The organism is Streptomyces sp. S3(2020) (assembly GCF_013044505.1).
Classification (GTDB): domain Bacteria; phylum Actinomycetota; class Actinomycetes; order Streptomycetales; family Streptomycetaceae; genus Streptomyces.
Map to the genome: position 1 here is coordinate 24,693 of NZ_JABERD010000048.1, position 20,093 is coordinate 44,785.

The following is a 20,093-nucleotide window of genomic DNA, read 5'->3' on the forward strand; positions in this document are numbered from 1 at the left end:
ACGTCGTGCTGCGTGAGAGCAGCCTACGAGGCTCTGTCTGCACTGCTGGTGCCGCTTGGAACGACGGCGTCTGGTGTCCCTCTGGCCGTGAGCGGGGCGGCTGAAGTCGTGGCCCGTCCTGTCGCTGAGAGGGGTGGCGCCGCGCGTGGCGGCGGCCTGAACGGCCAGTCCCATGGTTACCGGAACTACGCGGACGCCGTCCCGCTCGTCTTCATCACCCTGGCGCGCTTGCGGGAGCCGGGAGCCGGGGCCTAGGCGTCGTCGTCATGGGCTTCTGCCCGAATCTCTTGTGCGGCGAGGGCTTTGTGGAGGCTGGGTGGTTGGTGTCTGGCGGGCGTGATTGTTTCACCGGGTAAGCCCGGTTCGGACCGGTTGTAAGGGTGCTGACCTGGGCTTATAAGGCTGTGATAAAGGTCACCGGCGATGGTTCTGTATGCCCGTTTGGTCCTCTGTTCACAGGTTGTTCATGGGAGTTACCGTCTCGCTTCACTGATCAACTACCGGGTTGAGTCGGCGCCGTCGTGCTGGGGAGCACGGCCGGTTCCGCCTGGGCGCTGAGCAGTCCTGTTTGTGTTTCTCGGTTCGTGGCTCCTGGCCGTTTGGTGCGCGGGGGTTGTGTGGGGGGTTCGGGTGGCTGCTCGGCGTGCGCGTTGGTTGTCCGTGACGGTGGCGGGCGCGGTGTTGGCCGGTCTGTTGTCGACCGGGTCGGTGGTGAGCCCGCCTGCTGCGGTCGCCGCTTCGGAGGATTCGACGCCGTTGGTGCCGTCGCAGTCGTTGGGGACGGTTGCGGCGCAGGAGGCGGAGGAGGCCGGGAAGGCGCTGCCGGAGCCGAGCTGGCCCAAGGCCGCTGAGGCGACGGTTGATCTGTCCCAGGCCGGGCCGGGGGAGCCGGGCACGGTCACCGCGCAGTCGGCGGCCACCCCGAGCGAGACGGCTGAGGACACCGCGACCGAGGTTGCCGAGGTGGTCGAGGTGGCCCCCGCACCCGCGCCCGAGGGTGCTGCCGCTCAGCTGACCGGCGCCCGGCTGGCCGCCGATGACACATCTCCCACACCGTCAGACACCACCACTGCCGCGGACGCTGACGCGGCGGCCCAGACGGCGAGCCCGGAAGCCTCCGCTTCCGCCACCAGTGAGCCGGGCACAGACGCCTCGGTACAGCCGTCGGAGTCCGCTTCTGACGAGGCCACCTCTCCGGCCGATGATCCGGTTGAGCCGGGTGCGGGGTTGGTGTCGCCGGAGCAGGTGGATGTGCGGGTGCTGGACCGCGAGGAGATCGCTGCGGCCGGTGGTGTGGGTCTGGGGGTGCAGGTGACCCGCACCGACGGCGTGAGTACGCCGGGTCGGGTGCAGGTAGCGATCGACTACTCAGGTTTCGAGTACGCCTTCGGGGGTGATTTCGCGTCCCGGCTGCGGCTGGTGAAGGTTCCGGTGTGTGCGTTGCAGACCCCGGAGGCGGAAGGCTGCACGGACCGCGAGTTCGTCCCCGTCGACAACGACACCGCGGCGGGCACCCTGACGGCGACGGTGACGGCCGAGCCGGACAGCGACGGTCTGTCCACGCAGCTGGGCGCGGACTCGGGCTCTGCTTTCCTGCTGGGCACCGGTTCGTCGTCGGACAAGGGCGATTACCGCGCCTCCACGCTGTCGCCGACGGGTTCGTGGGAGGTGGCGACCGGTTCGGGTGCGTTCTCCTACAGCCTGCCCGTCAGCCTTCCCGCCCCGGCGATGGGGGAGGCTCCCTCGCTGGGGATGTCGTACAACTCGCAGTCGGTGGACGGGCGGACGTCGGCGTCGAACAATCAGGCGTCCTGGGTCGGCATGGGCTGGGATCTGAATGTCGGCTTCATCGAGCGGCGTTACCGCAGCTGCACGCAGGACGGCCTGTCCGGTATCGGTGACTTGTGCTGGGACTCGCCCAACACCGCGGAGGAGCCCGACGGTGCGGTCTACGTCATCAGCCTCAACGGTGTGACCTCGACGCTGGTGCAGGACAACACCGGCACCGGCTCCTACCACCTGCAGAACGACCCGGGCTGGCGGGTGCAGCACCTGAGCGGCGGGCACGGTGCGGACGACGAGTACTGGGTGATCTCCACCCAGGACGGCAAGCGCTACTACTTCGGCTGGGGCCGCTCCGAGCGCACCAGCGCCGCCACCTCCTCCGTCTTCACCGTCCCCGTGGTCGGTAACAACACGGGCGAGCCGTGCCACGCCACCTTCCCGGTGCCGTGTTCGCAGGCCTGGCGGTGGAGCCTGGACCGCATGGTCGATGCGAACGAGGTGGAGTCGGCCTACTTCTACGACAAGGAGACCAACTACTACCGCTCTGTGGCCGACGTGGACCAGGCCCGCTCCTACACCGCGAGCGGCTACCTGACGGCGATCGAGTACGGCTGGCCGGCCCAGATTGCCGGCTCCAAGCCGACCGGCAAGGTCGTTCTGTCGCATGTGGGCCGGTGCGTGGAGCGTATGCAGGAGACCGACCCGCTGCGCGACGCGGTGGACGCCTGCCCGTCGATCAAGACCACCCCCGGCTCCTACCCCGACGTCCCGATCGACCTGCTGTGTGACGGCACGTCGGCGGACTACAACTGCGCGGGCAAGACGTACTATCCGACGTTCTTCAGCAAGGACATGCTGTGGGACATCGAGACGTTCGTGCTCAACACGGGCATGAACGGCTGGGACCGGGTGCAGGAGTACCAGACCAAGCATGCCCTGCCCAATCCGGACGGCACGATCGGCAAGACGCTGTGGCTGGACTACGTCCAGCGCAAGACCTACGGCACGGGCACGGACATCGTTCTGCCGGTGATCAACTTCAACGGTGTCGACCTGGACAACAAGGTCGGCTCCACCGAGCTGAACTTCCGCCGCCTCAACACGATCCACGGTGATCTGGGCGCGACCACCACCGTCTCCTACGGCTCGCCCAACCCGTGCAGCATCGATGATTTGCCCACGCAGGCGTCGAACACGAAGGACTGTTTCTGGCAGAAGTGGACCCCTGAGGGCGAGACCGATTCCCGGTCCGGCTGGTTCAAGAAGTTCCTGGTCACCAAGGTGACCGTCGATCCGACGGTGACCGAGAGCCAGGACGGCGCCCCGGAGATGACCACCAGCTACGACTACCAGGGCGGCGCCGGCTGGCGCTTCACCAACGACCCGCTCACCGCGGATGCGGACGAGACGTGGTCGGACTGGCGCGGCTACCAGCGCGTCGAGGTCACCACCGGCACCGGCGCGGTGAAGCACTCCACCTTCCATTGGCTCTACCGCGGTCTGGACGGCGACCGCACCTCCAAGGACACCAGCGACACCCGCTCGGTGAAGGTCTACGACGGTGAAGGCACCGCCTACACCGACTCGCCCTGGCTCCAGGGCAAGACCATCGAAACCTCCAAGCGGGATGACACCGGCAGCTCGCAGCAGCGGGTCTTCCACCACTACTGGGACCACAACACCGCCCAGTACGAGGGCCTGCCCGACGCCCGTTTCGTCCGCGAGGACGAGACCACCACCCTCACCAAGATCTCCACCGGCTGGCGCACCCACGTCGTCCAGAACGAATACGAGTCCGCCGAACCCGCCTCGGGCACCTACGGTCTGCCGCTGCGCACCGACGACCAGGGCGAAGCCGGCGTCGCCGACAACCGCTGCACCACCTACGGCCGCGCCTACAACACCGACCTGTACGAAGGCACCAGCATCCAGCGCTGGACCGTCCTGGGAGACGAGATCCGGCACTACGCAACCGTCGGCAGCGGCTGCGACGGCCGGACCTCGGCCAACCAGGACGGCTACACCGTCACCCTCTACGACAACGCCGCCGATGTGGCGGGCAACAAGCCGGTCGACGGCAACCGAACCGAGACCCGCTCCCACGCCAGTGCCAGCACCACCGACTTCGTCAAGGCCAAGGCCGGATACGACGACGCCGGCCGGGTGATCTGGACCGAGGACGCGGACCGCAACCGCACCACCACCACCTACAGCCCGGCCAACACCTGGCCCCTCGACGGCATCACCACCACGACCCCCAAGCCCGGCAACGCCGTCACCGACCTGCGCCCGGCCCTCGCCTCCACCGTGTGGACGTCACGTTTCTGGGGCGTGCCGTATCAGACCAAGGACGCCAACGGACAGACCACCAAGGTCACCCTGGATGCCGCGGGTCGTCCCACCGAAGTGGCGAAGCCGACTGAGACCGGCACCTCGCCCTCGCTGAAGTACAGCTACAGCATCCCCACCTCCACCAACAGCGGCGGCGTCCCGGACTCGGTCGACGGCTTCCCCCGGGTGGCCAGTCACACCCTGCAGTCCGGCACCACCTACCTGTCCTCCTACGCCTACACCGACGGCCTCGGCCGCGCCCGGGAGACGCAGTCTCCGATCCCGGACGACGAGGATGTAGCGAACCGGCAGGTCGCCATCACCCGCTACGACACCTCGGGCAATGTCACCGGCGCCTCGGCGGTCTTCCGTAACCAGGGCACCGCGGGCTCCGGCGGACCGGTCAGTCCGAAGGTGGAGGACCTGCCGTCCTACACTGATCTGACCCTGGACTGGGCAGGCCGTACCACCATGTCGCAGATCCTGTGGAGTGACGGCACCACCAGCCGTGCGTCCAACGAAGGCAAGGTGCTGACCGCCTATCACGGCGACTACACCACCGTCACCCCGGCCGCCGCCAAGCCCGTCGACACCTACACCGACGTGTACGGGCAGACGTCCAAGGTCGTCGAGTACAACGGCGCCTCCAGCTTCATCACGCTCTACGGCTACACGGCCAAGGGCGCCCTCTCAAAGATCACCGATTCGCGCGGCAACATCACCAGTTACACCTACGACTGGGCCGGCCAGCGCACCCGAACCGTTGACCCGGACGCGGGCCGAAGCGACACCACCTATGACGCCAACGGCCGCATCGCCACCGTCACCAGCAACTACAACCACCCCCTGCCGGGCAGTTCGACGGTCGCGACCTACGGCTACGACAACCTGGGCCGCAAGACCTCGGTGTCCAGTGCCGGCACCGAACTGGCCTCCTGGTACTGGGACGGCGTCTCCGGCGGCAAGGGCCAGATCACCTCGACGACCAGCCGGGACACCAGCGGCAACCTCTACACCACCAAGACCGGCAGCTTCGACGACCGCGGCCGCCCGCTGAGCACCACCGTCAGCATCCCTGCCGCCGTCACCGGGCTCGCCGGCGACCACACCACCAGCTATACCTACGACGCCGCCGACCACGTCACCTCGGTCACCTACCCCGAGGCAGGCGGCCTCGACGAAGAGACCGTCACCAACACCTACGACGCCTACGGCCGCCCCAAAACCCTGACCTCGCCCTGGCAGACCTACATCAGGGGCACCGGCTACGACCCCTATGGCCTGCTGACCGACCGCACCTACGGCCCGTCCGGCACCACCACCAGCGACGTCACCGCCCATCGCAGCTACAGCTACTACTACGCAGGCGGCACACGGTGGCTGCGAGGCATCACCACCACCGTCAACTCCGGCCTGATCACCACCGAGAAGCAGCAGGACCTCTACACCCACGACCGCGACGGCAAGATCCTCAACATACGCGAACAGGCATCCGGCCAGACCGCGCAGTCGCAGTGCTTCCGCTACGACGACCAGGCCCGCCTGATCACCTCCTACACCCGCGCCGAGGTCAGCGGCTGCTCCGCGTACACCGCCTCCGACTTCACCGGACCAGACCCCTACGAGACGGACTACAACTACGACCGCATGGGCAACCTGCAGTCCGTCACCGACATTGACGCCGCCGGCAGCGCCACCGTCCGCGACTACCTCTACCCCGGCTACGACGACGCCGGCACCTGGACCAACACCACCGAGGCCGTTGCCCGCCCCCACGCCGTCCGTAAGATCAACACCATCGCCGCAGGCGCCACCACCGCGACCGAGGACCTCACCTACGACAACGCCGGCCAGATGGTCAAGCGCGTAGAGCCGGGCAAGACCACCGACTACGGCTGGACCAAGCTCGGCCAGCTCGCCACGGTCAAGACCACGACCTCCGGCGGCAGCGCACTGACCCGCTACGCCTACGACGCCGACGGCGCTCTGCTGGTTCGCACCACCCCCCAGGAAACCGTGGCGTCCATCGGCGGCATGGAACTGCGCACCACCGACGGCACCACGGTCACCGCAACCCGCTACTACACCAGCGGCGCCACGACCGTGGCCATGCGCACCACCCAAGGCAATACCGCCATCAACGGCAAGGTCACCTACCTCATGGGTGACACTCAGGCCTCCACCCAGCTCGCCGTCGACGCCACCACTGGCACCACCACCCGCCGCCGCTACACGCCCTTCGGTGACGAACGCAACGGCACCCTGCCCACCGGAACCGACAACGGCTTCCTCGGCAAAACCGAAGACACCAGCACCGGCCTGTCCCTCCTTGGCGCCCGCGCCTACGACCCCGAACTCGGCCGCTTCCTCAGCCCCGACCCCATCAGCGCACCGTACGACCCGCAGAACCTCTCCGCCTACAGCTATAGCGCCAACGACCCCATCAACTACGCCGACCCGTCCGGCCTGTTCAATGTGCCCGCCGCCGGCGGCGGCGGCGCAGACGAGCCTGACCCCGTACCAGTTGACGACAGCGAGTCTGGTGGCAGTGGCAGTGGCAGTGAGGGTGGGGGAGACATTGACGAACAACCACCAGCTTCAGATGGCTCCGGTGGCTGTGGATCATGGGTAATCCTCTCTGCCCTATGCCAGGATGCTGGAGAGCTATTCTATGGCGTAGTCAGCAACGTCCCCCACTTGGCTGAATACGGTGGTTGGCTCTTCGACGGCGATTGCCGAAATGGTGGTGGCCCCGGCGAACCGGGCTGTGACTATGGTGCCCAGTTCGATAAATGGGTAGCCAGCCATGGCTATGACACCAGCAGCGACTCATATCGAGTTCCCACCGCACTCGCTGCGATTTTTGGTCATCGCCCAGGAGCCCCAACTCCCAAATTTAAAGGCTTCCCAAATACTTCGAAGCCGATCGTAGGCCGCTTGCCTGATTACGGCCAAACCTCGCTCTATGCGATTGTTAGCTCTAGAGGAACTCTCATCAAGTGGGGGATATCGGGAAACCCGGTCGGTCGTTATTCAAACCGGCAAATATCCGAAATGGGCGGGGCGCGCATGCAGATCGTTAAGAACTTTGACACAAGGCGTGACGCCCTCGATGCAGAGCGATACATGGTTGAGCGGCACCCGGGTCCTGCCAACTACGAAGACCACAGAGGTGCTGTTGCGCCTAGTCAGTCGTGGGTCAAGGATCTCCAGTATGCAATTGGCGGCGGTCTCTTCAGGGATCTTGGACGCTAGCAGTGACTGTACGGCCGGGTGCATCCTCGGCCGTACGTCGTCAGATACTTCCGGCTGGTATTCTTCGTCTGACACGCAGGTGTCGATTGAATCTTGCGTAGCCTAGAGAAGGTGAAGTATGTCTGTTCTGGGTGGTGCTTATTGCTTCATCGAAAATGAACGCGGGGAGCGCTACGATAACCCTTCCGAGGACTTGGTCTTTGAGTTCATCGATGCCCTGAGCCTGCGCGATAATGGGTCCTTCGTTGTGGAGCCGGTAGAGAGTTCTGCCGATTGGTACGTTTCGGTAGCATTGCTTGAAAGTGGCGATTTTGAAACTGTCTATCGTTGCTCAAGTCGAGGCGAGCATCGAGTGGTAGTTGGAAATTCGCCATCCGAAATTGCTTATGATGTGACCGTCTGGATTTCGGGACTTCCGAGTTCATTGAAGAATCGTCGCGCTGTGTGAGCGCAGTGGCTGAGAGCGAGGCCTGCTCCTGCCGCAGCGCGTCATCCTGCGCGAGTTCGGCCCGCGCCTTCTGCGCTGCTGCGGCCAGTCGCTCGGCTCGCTGGGCGTGATTGTCGGCGAGGCTGCGGAACTGGCCGAACTCCGCTACGGCCTGGGCGTGAGAGGGGACGGTGAGCGGGGTGGTGGCTAGGGTCCCGCAGGCCTCGATCACCTTGCCGCGGTGGACGTCGCGCTCCTCGAGCGCGCGCTGGTGGGCGCGGATCGCGGATCGGTGGGCGTCGCGCTGTGCGTCGCTGAGCAGACCGGCACGCATCCGCTGGCCGCGGTCGGCGATCTGGGCGAGCTGGCGCCAGTCCGCACCGATGGTGTCGAAGTCGGCCACGGGGGCGCCCTCGGAGGCCCGGAAGTGGGCTTCGGGGGCCTGCACGCGACCGGTCAGCCGTTTTAGCGCCCGGTCCGTGTCGCTGATGTCGGAGCGGACGTCGTCACCCAGCTCACCCAGCTCGTCCTGGAAGCGGGAGATGTCGCCGCGGATGTCGCGCAGTTCGTAGTCGAGATCGTCGACCTGCCCCAGCTTCGAGCGCAGCGAGTCGACCTCGCTTTCCAGGTCGGAGACTTCGCTCTCCAGGGACCTGGTGCGGCTGTCGAGCCGGTTGACCTGGGGGCCGTAGTGGTCGCTCATGCTCACGCCTTCGCCCCCTTCGCGCTGGTCCCCGTCTCATCGAGCACGGCGCTCCAGAGGAGCGCCCAACCGATGAGGATGGCGATCAGGAACCACAGGCTGATCACGCGCAGGCTGACCAGGACGACCAGCACGCCGACGGCGTGCAGGCCGATGGCCACCTTGCGGCGGAACCAGTGCCTGACGGCGTCGACCGTCTGGAAAGCGCCGGCCACCGTCGCCGCCAGGTGCGGGACCAGCAGCACGAGCCACCACCCGGAGTGATCCCAGACGAACACGGCACTGATGAGCGCGGCCGCGACGACAGCCTGCCCGACCCAGGACCAGCGCACGATCCGCGTACTGAGTCGGCGCGCGGGCTCAGCCAGCCGTGCGGGGAGGGCCTTCTCGAACTCCACCAGCTTGCCGGTGACGCTCACCAGACGGGCATACTCCGCCGCGAACTGATCGTCACGCGGAGAGTGCTTCAGCACCTCGGCCCGGCGCTCGCCGACCTTCTCCCGCAGCTGCCGGTACTGCTGCTCTAACTCCTGCTCTGCGCCGCCCATGAGCCCCCACCCCGCAATATGACGATGACCGTACGTACCCCTCCCCACGACAGCCCTGATTAGTGATCAAAATCGGCCGACCGCGACGGCTGTCTCCTGAAGGACAAGCCGTCAACCCCGCCGACCACGGCCGACAGCCGTTGGATGCCGCGGCCGCGCTGCGCGGGCATGCGGCCCAAACGCGCGTACGGGCCGACCAGTTCGCCGCGGTCCTCGAGGACATTGCCGCCAACGGGCTGCCCGACCCCGAGCAGTGCACCCCGTGGGAGGACCTGCACGAACGGCACCTGGTCCGCCTTGCAAGGCCGGCCGTCGCCTGATGCGCCTTCACCACCGCGGCCGCCGCGCCCGGATCGCGTTCTCCGACGCGGCCGCCAAACAGCTGGAAGCCATCACCGACGAGGCGGAGCTCCACGCCCTGGACCGCGTCCTGGTCGTGCTCTCCGTCGACCCCGACATCGGCGAACCGCTCCCCGGCACCACCAGCGGCCCGCACCTGCGCGAGTACAGCGACGACGTAGACAGGTCCGCGTCCTGTACTTCGTGACCGCGCTGCGCACGGTGGTCGTGGTCGCCTACATCGAGGTGTAGCGGGGCACCCGTGCGGCGCTGGCAGCGCGGTGAGGCAGTCGGTGGAAACGCCTTTCAGAGGGCCTTGCCTAACGAGCTGGTGCACGAGTAGCGGTGAGACGACGAGAACCTCGGTGAGGCCCGTGCTTACGTTTGACCAGTCGAGTGCAGGTCCGCGGTCTGCTGGTGGGAGAGCAGGCCGGCGACGGCCTGGACGGTGTCGCTCATGTGCTCGCGGCGGCCGAGGTGGCGGGCCAGGGCCCGCCAGTTCTTCAGATGGGCGATGCCGTGTTCGACTCGGATTCTGCGTGAGGAGTGTGCCTTGCGCTGGCGCTCGTATATCTCCTCGTACCAGTCGGGGGCGTTCTTCTTGAACTTTCGGTGCGGTGGTGTCACCACCCGGCCTCCGGTTTGAGCGCCCAGGCCCTGGTAGCCAGCATCGGCGAGGATCTCGACCGCGGGCCTATCGGCCAGCAGCGTGACCAAACCCAACTGGCGGGCATGGGTGATGTCCGCACAGCTCGCGGGCCGGGTCGGGCTGCACCACAGCACACGGCCTTCGCCGTCCGTGACCACCATCGACTTCACAGCGTTCTGCTTGTTCTTGCCCGAGATGAACCTGTCCCGGTCCTTGCGTCCGACGGCGGGCCGCCGGACACGGATCTCGGTGCCGTCGATGATGCCGGTCATCCCGCTTGAGCCGAGGTGCTCGACGACGTCGGCCAGGGTCCGCAGCCGCACGCCGGTGCTGACCGTGCAGCCTCGCCCGGCGAGCAGAGGGCGCACCTCGTTGACAGCTCGGGTGATGGTCGAGCGGTCAACACCGAACCAGCAGGCCAGCACGTCGTGAGTGGCTCCATGACGAAGGTGAACGACGGTAGCCAACAGGCGGTCGACAAAGACGAACTGGTGTTTCGGCCCGCCGCCCACTGCCCGCTCGCGCGGCCGAGAGGCCAGCTTGGCCTGGTGTCGCTCATGCCACAACGGACCTATCTCGGCGACGAGTTCAGCAATCACATCGCCCGTCAGGCCAGTGATGCGACGGTTGCTGATGATCACTGCACGAGTCCTGTTCCCCACCACCCGACCATGATCAACCATTGCAGGCTCGACGTCTCACCGCTACTCGTGCACCAGCTCGTTAGCCGAAGGCCTCTTCAGCCCGACGCGTACCAGACATCCGCCCTGCGGGCACGCGACCACCACTACCCACGAGCACCCGGACCGCCCGCCGCTCTGATGTAAGGCGTCGATCGCCATGCAACGTTCAGGCATCACGGAGCGGTAGTCGAATAGCACGAAGGAAGGAACTGAGGGTCCCCACTCGGTGCCGCTACGAAGGAATTAGAGCAGCGTTGTGGGTGGCCTTCTCCGCCTCGATGAACGCGTACACTTCACTCATCGATAGCTCTCCTTCGGGAAGAAGACCGCCGCTTTTCGTAGCACCTTGATCGTCTCTGCCTGCTCGGCGGCCAGCCTCCGCAGCCGGCGCAGCTCTTCGCGCTCGGACGTCGTGAGCTCTCCCGGCGCCCCCTGCCCACGGTCGATCGTGTCCGGCTTGAACCAGTTCCGCAGTCCCTCGGCACTGACCCCGATCTCCCGGGCCACGTCGGTGACGGTCTTCCCGGAGGAGCGCACGAGCGCGACCGCGTCCCGTTTGAACTCCTCCGTGTACCGCCTGCTGTGGTTGCTCTTGCTTCCCACCTGGCACTACTTCCTCTGGAACCTCATGTCCCAGTCTCCAGGTGTCCAGGATCAAGGGGAAGGCTCAGGCTCCGACGACCGGACGATTGCGATGTCAGTCCCTTACGAGAACCAGGACGTCATTGGGGTCGAGACCACCGCGTTCTCTCTCTCCCATTGCGATGAGGCCAAGAACTACCTGAGCGAGCGGCCGGGTCGTAGTGTCCTCGACAGTTCGGCGCAAGACGACAGATACCAGCTCGATCACCGCTATGGCAACCGCCTGCTGGTTGAATGCCATGGATCGATCAAGTAGCGGGGTGATGATCTCGAGAGCGTCAAGCGCTGGGGTCTCTCGGTCTACGTCCCCGATGACGTTGGCGAGAAGACCAGCTGGGTCCTCAGATGGCCGAACGTCACCGAGAGCCTCGCTTAGGCGCCGCTCGAGGAACGTCTCGAACGACCGGGCGGCATTGAGCATGACGCCCCTGGGAGCCCAAGTCTGTACTAGATCGCGGATTGCGCGAGTGACGATTTCCAAGCGTTCTTCGAGATGTGGAGTGAGTGACAAGGATAGCCCAGTGTCGGTGTCGAGCTCTGCACAGTTCGGGGGATCCTCGACCAGCTGTCCAAGCCGATGTAGCTGCGCCGAGTTGAACAACGCCTTGAGGCTCGGAGCTTGTGTGCCCGGCTGACGGTCATCAGTGGGCGCAGAGAGCAGCCGGACACAGGAAGACAGATGCCCTCTGATGAGTGCTCCGAACCTCGGGCCTGGATGGTAAGGCCAAGGCGTTGCTCCTCCCACCCAGAGTTTCGGTCGCTGGGTGTCGCCAAACCACACCGATGCGTGAGACAGAGAGGCACCTAGTAGGGATTGCGACGAGGACAATTCGTTGGCGGTCGGTAGCCTATAGGCCGTCCCCTCATCGAATAGCGCGTTCAGCCACTCAAGGAACCGGCCAGTATCACTAGCCCACAGGCCGAGGGCTTCCCCCTCGGGCTGCGAGCGATTGTAGTGCCGGCCCGCGGCGCGTTCGTCCTCAACGAAACTTTGGTAAAGGAACTGGTTGATCGGTCGAACACAGAGTGCCGCGCCGCTCTCCAGTCGGATTTGATCCTGGAGATTTCGGTTGGCAACGACACCGGTCACCAGCCTTCGTCGTGCTCCATCTACGTCGTTGGCGACAGGCCCAGTGCCGGCCTCAAGCAATGCATCGAGACGTCTCCGGACTTCGGGTGCGACTTCCCGGGCCTCGTCCGCGCAGTCGAATGCCAAGCTCAGGGCGGGAACGGTCGCTGTATCCAAACAACTTACAATCACAGGGGTCGCGTCAGCCGCCGCTGCCCAGAGCAGCGTGGTCTCCCTCCACCATGAGTCTCCCACTGAGTGAACGAGTGTTTCCAGCCCTGACTGGGATGCTCGGAGTTGATTTGCGGCGAGATACTCCTGCAACGTGAGGTGAGCGAAGGCGTAGATTCCCTGTTCTCGTTCCAGGAGTAGACCGCTCCGCCCGATCTCCGTCAGGAAGTCCGATGCAGTGACGGCGCCTCCGCCTAGTCGCGCTAGCGGCGCGCTGATCACGGATAGCGCGGCCTCCATGGGAATGTCACGGCGCCGCTGCTGCATCATGTACAGCGCGAGATGCTGGATCACATGTTCCTTTTGGTTTCCCCCCAGGCCCGTCGGGTTCGCGATGTTTTTTGCCTCTTGCCGGCGGTGCAGTAGGACGTCGCACATTTCGGCGTAGAGTTCGGCCCGGCTTCCAGGGAGTGCCCCTCGATACCGGTGGACGTTCGCGATCATCGTGAGCAGCAGTGGGTTCGACGCGAGGTCATGGAGCGCAGGCCTGGCCCTCAGGCGTTGCAGTACGTCCTCGGCATCCCGGTTGGACCGTTCTTGTACCCATGTGTCCTCGGCAGCGTAAGCCCGACTCGTGATTGCGTAATACCAGCGGTGAACGAAAGCATCGATCTGTTTGTCGTCCCACCGCAGCAACTGAAGGACCTCGGCCTTCGACAGCGGATTCGATACATAGCCGTGGGGACGGGAGGTGATCAGGAAGGTGTTGCCGGGATACCTGTCGATCTGGCGCTGAGTCCATTTGACGACGCTCCTGCGGTCCCCCTCGTCAGCAACCTCGTCCAACCCATCGAGCAGCACGACACACTGGCCCCGGTTGAGACGGCTTTCCAACAGGTCGGACTGCCCCGCCCCACCCAGCCAACTGACCGAGGCCGCCATCGTTGCGAGAGTCGGAGGTTCATCGACGGTCATTGCCGTCGCATGATCCCTGAGAACGAGCAATACCGGCAACGGCGAGCGCCGCCAGAAAGCCCCCGTATCGCTCGATAGCGAAAGTGCGATGCTGCGCAAGAGAGTTGTCTTGCCAGTTCCTGGCCCGCTAATCAATGCAAAGGTGCCGGTCCTGGTCAGGAGGTCGGAGAGAGATAGGCGAGTACCTGAAGCGACCGAGTTGCCGAGGCTCGCCTCTGCCGCAGCGGCGGGTCGCGTGCTTAGCGCCACATCGACCATGACTTGTTGAGACCGCAGGACAAATTCTCCCTGCGTGGCGATACCGATGGTCTCCATATCGGCCATTGCCGTGCGCAACCTCCGACGATATCTTCGCTCCATCGCGCCTAGTCGGGTGAGCGCTCTTCCGTTCGGACGGGCAAGCAAAATGAGGGGGATCTGGAGGGAAGCCAGGAGGATGCTGGCGTAGGTTGGCCCCCCTACAGGATGAATGAGAAAGGTTGTGGCTACGCCGAGGACTCCGATGCTCCATGCTGCAAGGAACCACCGGCGCGTCCTGGGTGTCCACCTTCTTGCAAGTACCTCATCTGCCTCGGACGCCGACCGGTTGAGGCGACGAACAAGTTTCTCCACCGGCTCTAGGTCCGCAGGCCTCTGGTAGACCATGACTTCGTTCACCTTGCCGCGAAGGACTTCAAGGACGTGCGGCCCGGCGTAGCCCAGGACGACGATCACGAATTGGGCCTTCCAGCCGAGAGCCCGGGTGAGATCAACGTTATTCACTGCCTCGAGCCCGCTGCGAGTGAACTCTGCATCGAACTGCGCGTCGACGATCTGGATGAGTAAGCGAGGACCATGCTTGCTTACCACGGCATAATCAGCGCGCACGCCCTTTTCGTGCCACTCCTGTTCGTAGTCCAGCCCCGCCTCTTGTAGCAAACGCTCGAGGGCACGCTCAAGGATCTCTCTGCTGGGCTGCTCCCGATCTGTCGCGGCTGCGACGAAATCGCTGTCGATCTGTCCGCCATCGTGCTCGGCGCGTTCGTGCACCACCCACGCGAGTTGCAGGAGTTGGCGGATGTTGCCGCCACTCAGTGACAAAAGCATCTGGATTGCTCCTGGCTCCAACCTTAGTGGCTGTCCTGATTGGCCTTCGGTATAGGAGCGCAGGAGGCTGCCGGCGTCGGATGGGTTGAGGGGCTCGATGCTCAACACGTTGGCGCCGAAGCGTTGTTGAAGATCAGGGGGAAATGCGTTCCATGCTTCGTTGTTTCCGAGGAGAATGAACATGACCTGCTCGCTCGGCAAACGTTCAACAAGTGAGTGCAGGACGCCAATATTGGGGATATGAGTGCGACCTGCGCGGTTGCGTACGAGTCGCTCGCACTGATCGATCACGATGATCAGCGGTTGTGTAACCCGCGCGCAGATGGCTGCGAGAAGTTGCAGCCCGAAACGGGCGCGAGCGGGATCAAGGATTGGACCCTCGACACCTAGACGGCTGGCTGTGACAAGATCGATTTCCCGGCCCACAAGCCAGTCGTAGGCCTGCTGTTCGAGATTTGGATTGAGGAGCGCATCCAAGGCCCGCTCAAAGTCGGCACTGTCGGCGGCGACTTTGGCGAGCTCCTCCGCTTGCACTTCCAGCACTTGCCCCGGCTCGACGAGCATCGCCCGATACAGTGCGGGAACTTTCTCCGGATCCCGCCTCGCCGCATCGATCAGGTCGGTCTCCTCGACCGAACCCCTTGCCTTTTCTGTGGCCAGGACGCTCCGGAAGCGCAAGGCGAGCTCGCGGAGTTGAGGCCTGCCGAGCTGGCTCATGAGTCGCTGGTAGACCGAGAGGAAATCGTCGTCTTCTGCCTTGTGGTAGAGCCGGATCACGCCCGACGTTGTCGTACCGGAGGAAATCCGGCCGAGCGCGAAGCGGACCGTGTGCGTCTTTCCAGACCCGTGAGAGCCTCGTACGAATACAGCCTGTCCTTGATCACCAGCCCCGTTCTCAAATTCCGCCAAGTACCGCTCGATGGCTGCGGCCAATTGTCGAACGTGTGGCAGCTCATAAGTCGGTCCTGTCGTCTCCCAGTCCGTCAACGCTGAGTCGAGGACGTGCTCCTCCATGCTTGAAGTGCTCTGTGCGGAGAACGGGTTGCGAGGCATCGGCGTGGGCTCAGTCATCGGCGATTCCACTCGTTCATCGCATGCACCGTCTCGACCAGCCACTCATACGACATCCTCAGCATCGCGGGGTCAGCGGGGACGGGAGTACCGTTCGGTACACTGAGTCGGTAGTCGAGCAACTGGGACAGCTTTTTTAGGGCTACTTTGATAGGCAGCGGCTCCCTACTAAAGACCGTTTCCAGGCCTCTCCTGTCGAACGGGCAGGCGTGCTCGACGGTGGCTTGCTGCCAACGGCCCTCAGCCAGCATCCTGATCTGTTTACTCACCAGCGGGCTCAGTCGAACGATGTGTGCGTCGTCCGGCGTGAGACCGACCAGGTCGGCAGTGTTCGCATGATCCCCTTCCTGATGAGTGAAGACCACGATTCCGGGCGCAGTCTTGAACACAACCCGAGCCGCGCTGAGCATGGGAGCAGCTGCAAGTCGCTCGATGAGGACGCCGAACCCATACGGTCCAGCTTTTTGCCCGGACAGCTCGACTACCAGGCTCTTGGCGAGACCTTGGAACTGTGGCTGATACGTGGGCCGAGCTATTGAGGTTACCTCGTCGATTCTCTGCTCAAGTTTTTCCGTGAGCTTAAGCCCTGCAGCGTGGATTTCGACCTTTAAGTGAACAAGAATGTTACTTAGAAGCTCGAATGAGTCGAAAGTGTCCAAATCGATCTCGCCGACTACGAAGCGATTGTCGAGCCCGCGCGCATGCCTGTACATGTCCAGTACGCAACGGGCCATGGATGTTCGGCCGGTGAAGTCGCGGCCTGACACCACCACGAACGCCGGTCGCTCACCGGCGATTGCTTCGTTGAGATAGTGGCGCAACGGCCCAGTGTCGAGGAAGCCGTCGAGTTCAAGACGGTCGCGGCCATCGGGCTTGGCGGTTAGTGGGGCGAGAGGACGCACCGTGTATGGATTACAGGTCAGGCCAAAGGCCTCATATGCTGGTTGTCGTGCTGGCATTGGTCAACCACCGAGCATGGTGATGTAGTCGACCAGCTCGCCCGTTACCTCGCCGAATGAGGATTCGGAAAAAATATCTTCGAAGTAGGGTTCGAGGCCATAGAATTGGTGAACGCCCTCTTGGGCTAGTTCGGCCAGCTCGGTGCCGTGGCGGCGCGTGAAACCATCAGTGTCATCGGGGCGTAGTCGGTCCTGATATACCGCTTCGAGGTCGGCCAGAAGGTCAGGACGGGCGACGGATGCTCTGTAAAGGGCCGGGCTCTGGATCCGTAGGACGATCAAGCGGAGGAGAAGGTCGAGGCGCGGGACCTGTCGACCAGGAGCGTCCCGTGCTACGGCGTGAGTAAAGATAGCGAGATTGACGACACGCTTGATGTGGCGAGGGTTTGGATAAACAATCTTCTGGAGAAGTTCAATATGAGGGGCGAGGTCCGGAGGTAGATTGAGTCCTGCGATGAATGCGCCAATGGTGGGAGCGTTGAATGTGGAAAGATAGAGAGGTAACTGGATCATCTTGTCCAGGTACTCGTTGCCGATCTCAATGACCTTCTCTGTCGTGAATCCGAAATCGCGATATCTAACAGCGACACCGCGGTCAACTACGTCCTTGGCAATGGCCATTACAACAAAGATATTGCGGAGATCGAAGAAGAGCTTCATTGACTCCAGCAGGTCCACAATTTCGTCCGGTTCGCAACGATCCAAGTCGTCGATGAGAATGACTAGCCGAACGCCGCTCTCAGCCAGCCGGTCTGCTTCGGCCTGGAGAGTGGACCTAAGCCGCCGCATCTCGCTTTCCACCAAACCGCGCGCTTTGGAGTACTCTTCAGCGGCGTTCTTGATGTCGTCGAGTTTGACCGAACCACCGGATACCTTGCCCAGAACGATGTTCGCAGTCAGAGTGCTGATTACGCTGCCCAAGCGGCGCACCGTCTGGCTGAAGCGCTGGGATCTGTCGTCGCTGAGCGTGTCCTGCAGAGTATGCAGGAGAGGCAACAACATGTTCGGCTCGTTGCGATAGACCCAGGGGTTAAAGTCGACACGAATGGTCCGTTCGGGATAGTCCGCCTCTAGAGTCTCAGCGATCATGCGCAACAGGCTGGACTTCCCGCTGCCCCACGGTCCGAAGATGCCAACCGTGAACGGGGTCTCGGTTGCCTCACTCACGATGACCCTCGCCAGCGGACCTACGTACTGGATGAGGCCCAAACCGTCCATCGCACGTCCCACGGGAGCGTCGGAGACGAGCAGGCGCTCAGTTGTCATAGGTGCCCCTAGTTCCCGGAGATGGCCTCGGCCGACGCAACAACTGTGCACGACGGAGTGTCATCGCGCCTGCACTTTCAGATCAACCAAAGGTCTCGAATTGGTTGCCTCGTAACCTTGTTACGGCGCCAGAACCGTTGCTTGACCCCTGAGAAGGCTCCCGCCTTGGGTGTGTCAATTTAGCGGCCCTGTCTCAGATTCGGTGGTGACGGAGGGTTGTGACGCGTCGTTGACATTGGCGTGAGGGGTGTCAACGAGCTTGTTCAGATGGTGTTTTCGGGCCTGTGCCCGCTGGTCATAGATGACATGGTCGACGAGGGTGAGCGGATCTTAGCGCGGGCGCGGACGTCGCAGGACATGGCGCCGTGTCCGGTGTGCGGGGTGCCGTCGGGCGGGTGCACGGCTACCACTGGCGGACTGTGGCTGGCGTGCCGGTCGACGGGAGGCGGGTGGTGGTCCATGTGCGGGTGCGGCGTCTGGTGTGCCCCACGCGCGGCTGCCGACATACCTTCCGCGAGCAGGTGTCCGGAGTGCTCGATCGATACCAGCGGCGCGCCCCCGTCTGACTAGGCAAGTCAGGGGCCTTGACCCGGAATCTTGGACACGGGCTATGCGATTTGGGCCAGGGTAGTTGATGTTGTATCGAGCGTTGTCTCGTGGGCGATGGGGCTGCGTTGTCCGAGGCGGGAGTGACGGCGTCGGGTGTTGTAGCGGTTGAGCCAGCCGAATGCGTCGAGGCGGGTTTCGCGTTCGCTGGACCAGGTCTTGCGGCCCTGGAGCGTCTCGCGTTTGAACGTCCCGTTGAAGGACTCGGCGAGCGCGTTGTGTGCCGCGTTGCCGATCGCGCTCATGGACTGGCGGACGCCGGCTGTGCGGCAGGCGTCGGCGAAGGCCCGGCTGGTGTACTGGGCGAGTTCAACCAGTCGTTGCAACGTCGGGTTGTTGCAGCGAGCGTAGCTGCTCTTCGAAGACCTCGGCTGGTGTCCGCCAACCGAGGACCTTGAGACGTCGGTGCGCATGTGGTCCGCGATGGCCCAGCTGGCCAGGCGGCGTGAGGCGAGGTCGATCACGGTGGCCAAGTACAGGCACTTCCCGCCGTCCAGCGGGAGATAGGTGATGTCGCCGACGTACTTCGTGTTCGGCTCGCTTGCCGTGAAGTCGCGGCCGATGAGGTCCGAGGCCGTCGCCGCTACCGGGTCCGCAACAGTGGTGCGATGGCTGCGGCGCAAGCGCACGCCCGCCAGACCGGCGCCCCGCATCACCCGTGCGATCCGCTTGTGGTTGACGCGTTCGCCCGCCTCGCGGAGCTCGGCCGTGATCCTGGGGACGCCGTACGTGCCGTCCGACTCGCGGTGCACGGCCCGTATCCGGGCGGCCCGCTCTGCGGCCGTCCGGCGCCAGTAGTAGAAGCTGGAGCGGGCGATGCCCAGGATGGTGCACAGCCGGTTCACGCCGTACCGGCGCTGATGGTCGGCAACGAACTGGTAGCGGTTCACCAGCGCGTCTCCCCGGCGCAATACTTCGCCGCCTTGCGTAGGATCTCGCGCTCTTCCTCCAGCTCACGGACCGTTTCCGCTGAGCGGCGTTCTCCGCCGCCAACGGCGCCGGCGGCTTGGTCGGCACCTCTGCCCGGCGCCCCGGGGCCGGCTCGCTCCAGCCGCCCGGACTCAGTTCCGCAGGATCTCGGGATTGATCCCCAGATCGGCGGCGACCTGCCGGATCGTCGCCTCGGGCCGGCGACTGGTCCAGCGCGACCGGGTCCGCCTTGAACTGCGGCGGATAGTTCTTCGTGACCACGAGATGTCCGTTCTCAGACCCTCAGGATCCAGTGTCTCGTGTGTCCAGGATGAAGTGTCAAGGCCCCACCGCGTCTGCCGAATACGAGACCAACTACTACCGCGGAAAACGAAACCCCAGGTCACAGTCACGACCTAGAGTCTTGATCGAACCCGGAACGGTTCAGACTCGGCAGGGCCCCTACCATCTGGCGCGGTCGACTGTACTGAGGAGTTCTGCAGCGTGAGGTCCGCGGGGGCTCCGGAGCGCACTGTGCCGTTATCGATGCAGGCCGTTCTGCCTGTGCCGAGGGCCTGCAAGCTGACGAGAGTTCTCAGCCGGGCACTGGGGCACACCT

At 64.2% G+C, this 20,093-nt stretch carries 9 protein-coding genes and 3 pseudogenes; 4 read left to right on the top strand and 8 right to left on the bottom strand.

The features are described 5' to 3' along the window. The first annotated feature begins 759 nt into the window (after positions 1–759). Complete coding sequence (locus tag HLK59_RS51990) at positions 760–7,371, top strand: RHS repeat-associated core domain-containing protein (RefSeq protein WP_346779752.1); 6,612 nt, start codon at positions 760–762, stop codon at positions 7,369–7,371. A 206-nt stretch (positions 7,372–7,577) separates the two neighbouring features. Here the strand turns inward: HLK59_RS51990 and HLK59_RS17730 are convergent, their stop codons facing one another. Together HLK59_RS17730 and HLK59_RS17735 are read right to left on the bottom strand one after the other, a co-directional pair. Next, positions 7,578–8,501 carry a hypothetical protein gene (locus tag HLK59_RS17730; protein WP_171142411.1) on the bottom strand — a complete coding sequence of 308 codons (924 nt, stop codon included), beginning with the start codon at positions 8,499–8,501 and terminating at the stop codon, positions 7,578–7,580. 2 nt (positions 8,502–8,503) lie between these two features. Beyond that, on the bottom strand, positions 8,504–9,049 hold the full coding sequence (locus HLK59_RS17735; protein ID WP_171142412.1) for a hypothetical protein: 546 nt from the start codon (positions 9,047–9,049) through the stop codon (positions 8,504–8,506). Positions 9,050–9,138: 89 nt separating this feature from the next. On the opposite strand from HLK59_RS17735, the gene HLK59_RS17740 reads away from it, so the two are divergent. Beyond that, positions 9,139–9,369 (top strand): hypothetical protein, encoded by a 231-nt coding sequence (locus tag HLK59_RS17740; RefSeq protein WP_171142428.1) that lies wholly within the window; start codon positions 9,139–9,141, stop codon positions 9,367–9,369. Continuing rightward, positions 9,369–9,640, top strand: a pseudogene (locus HLK59_RS17745) (hypothetical protein). The gene HLK59_RS17740 and the pseudogene HLK59_RS17745 overlap by 1 nt, the downstream one beginning before the upstream one ends. Before the next feature lie 126 nt (positions 9,641–9,766). On the opposite strand, the gene HLK59_RS17750 reads toward HLK59_RS17745, so the two are convergent. The 5 genes from HLK59_RS17750 to HLK59_RS17770 form a co-directional block, all read right to left on the bottom strand. Then, positions 9,767–10,678: a transposase family protein gene (locus HLK59_RS17750; RefSeq protein ID WP_346779753.1), complete on the bottom strand. Its 912-nt coding sequence runs from the start codon at positions 10,676–10,678 to the stop codon at positions 9,767–9,769. A gap of 339 nt (positions 10,679–11,017) precedes the next feature. Continuing rightward, positions 11,018–11,323 (bottom strand): transposase, encoded by a 306-nt coding sequence (locus tag HLK59_RS17755; RefSeq protein WP_171142414.1) that lies wholly within the window; start codon positions 11,321–11,323, stop codon positions 11,018–11,020. Between the two features lie 94 nt (positions 11,324–11,417). Beyond that, positions 11,418–15,734, bottom strand: coding sequence for an NACHT domain-containing protein (locus tag HLK59_RS17760; RefSeq protein ID WP_171142415.1), 4,317 nt, complete (start codon positions 15,732–15,734; stop codon positions 11,418–11,420). Beyond that, on the bottom strand, positions 15,731–16,636 hold the full coding sequence (locus tag HLK59_RS17765; RefSeq protein ID WP_171142416.1) for a hypothetical protein: 906 nt from the start codon (positions 16,634–16,636) through the stop codon (positions 15,731–15,733). The genes HLK59_RS17760 and HLK59_RS17765 overlap by 4 nt, the downstream gene beginning before the upstream one ends. Positions 16,637–16,696: 60 nt before the next feature. Next, positions 16,697–17,959: a P-loop NTPase fold protein gene (locus HLK59_RS17770; protein WP_171142417.1), complete on the bottom strand. Its 1,263-nt coding sequence runs from the start codon at positions 17,957–17,959 to the stop codon at positions 16,697–16,699. Positions 17,960–18,193: 234 nt separating this feature from the next. Between HLK59_RS17770 and HLK59_RS51085 the strand changes: the two are divergent. Then, positions 18,194–18,539 (top strand): annotated as a pseudogene (locus HLK59_RS51085) (transposase family protein); the annotation flags it as partial. Between the two features lie 28 nt (positions 18,540–18,567). On the opposite strand, the pseudogene HLK59_RS17780 reads toward HLK59_RS51085, so the two are convergent. Continuing rightward, positions 18,568–19,756, bottom strand: a pseudogene (locus HLK59_RS17780) (IS3 family transposase). Positions 19,757–20,093 lie beyond the last annotated feature (337 nt).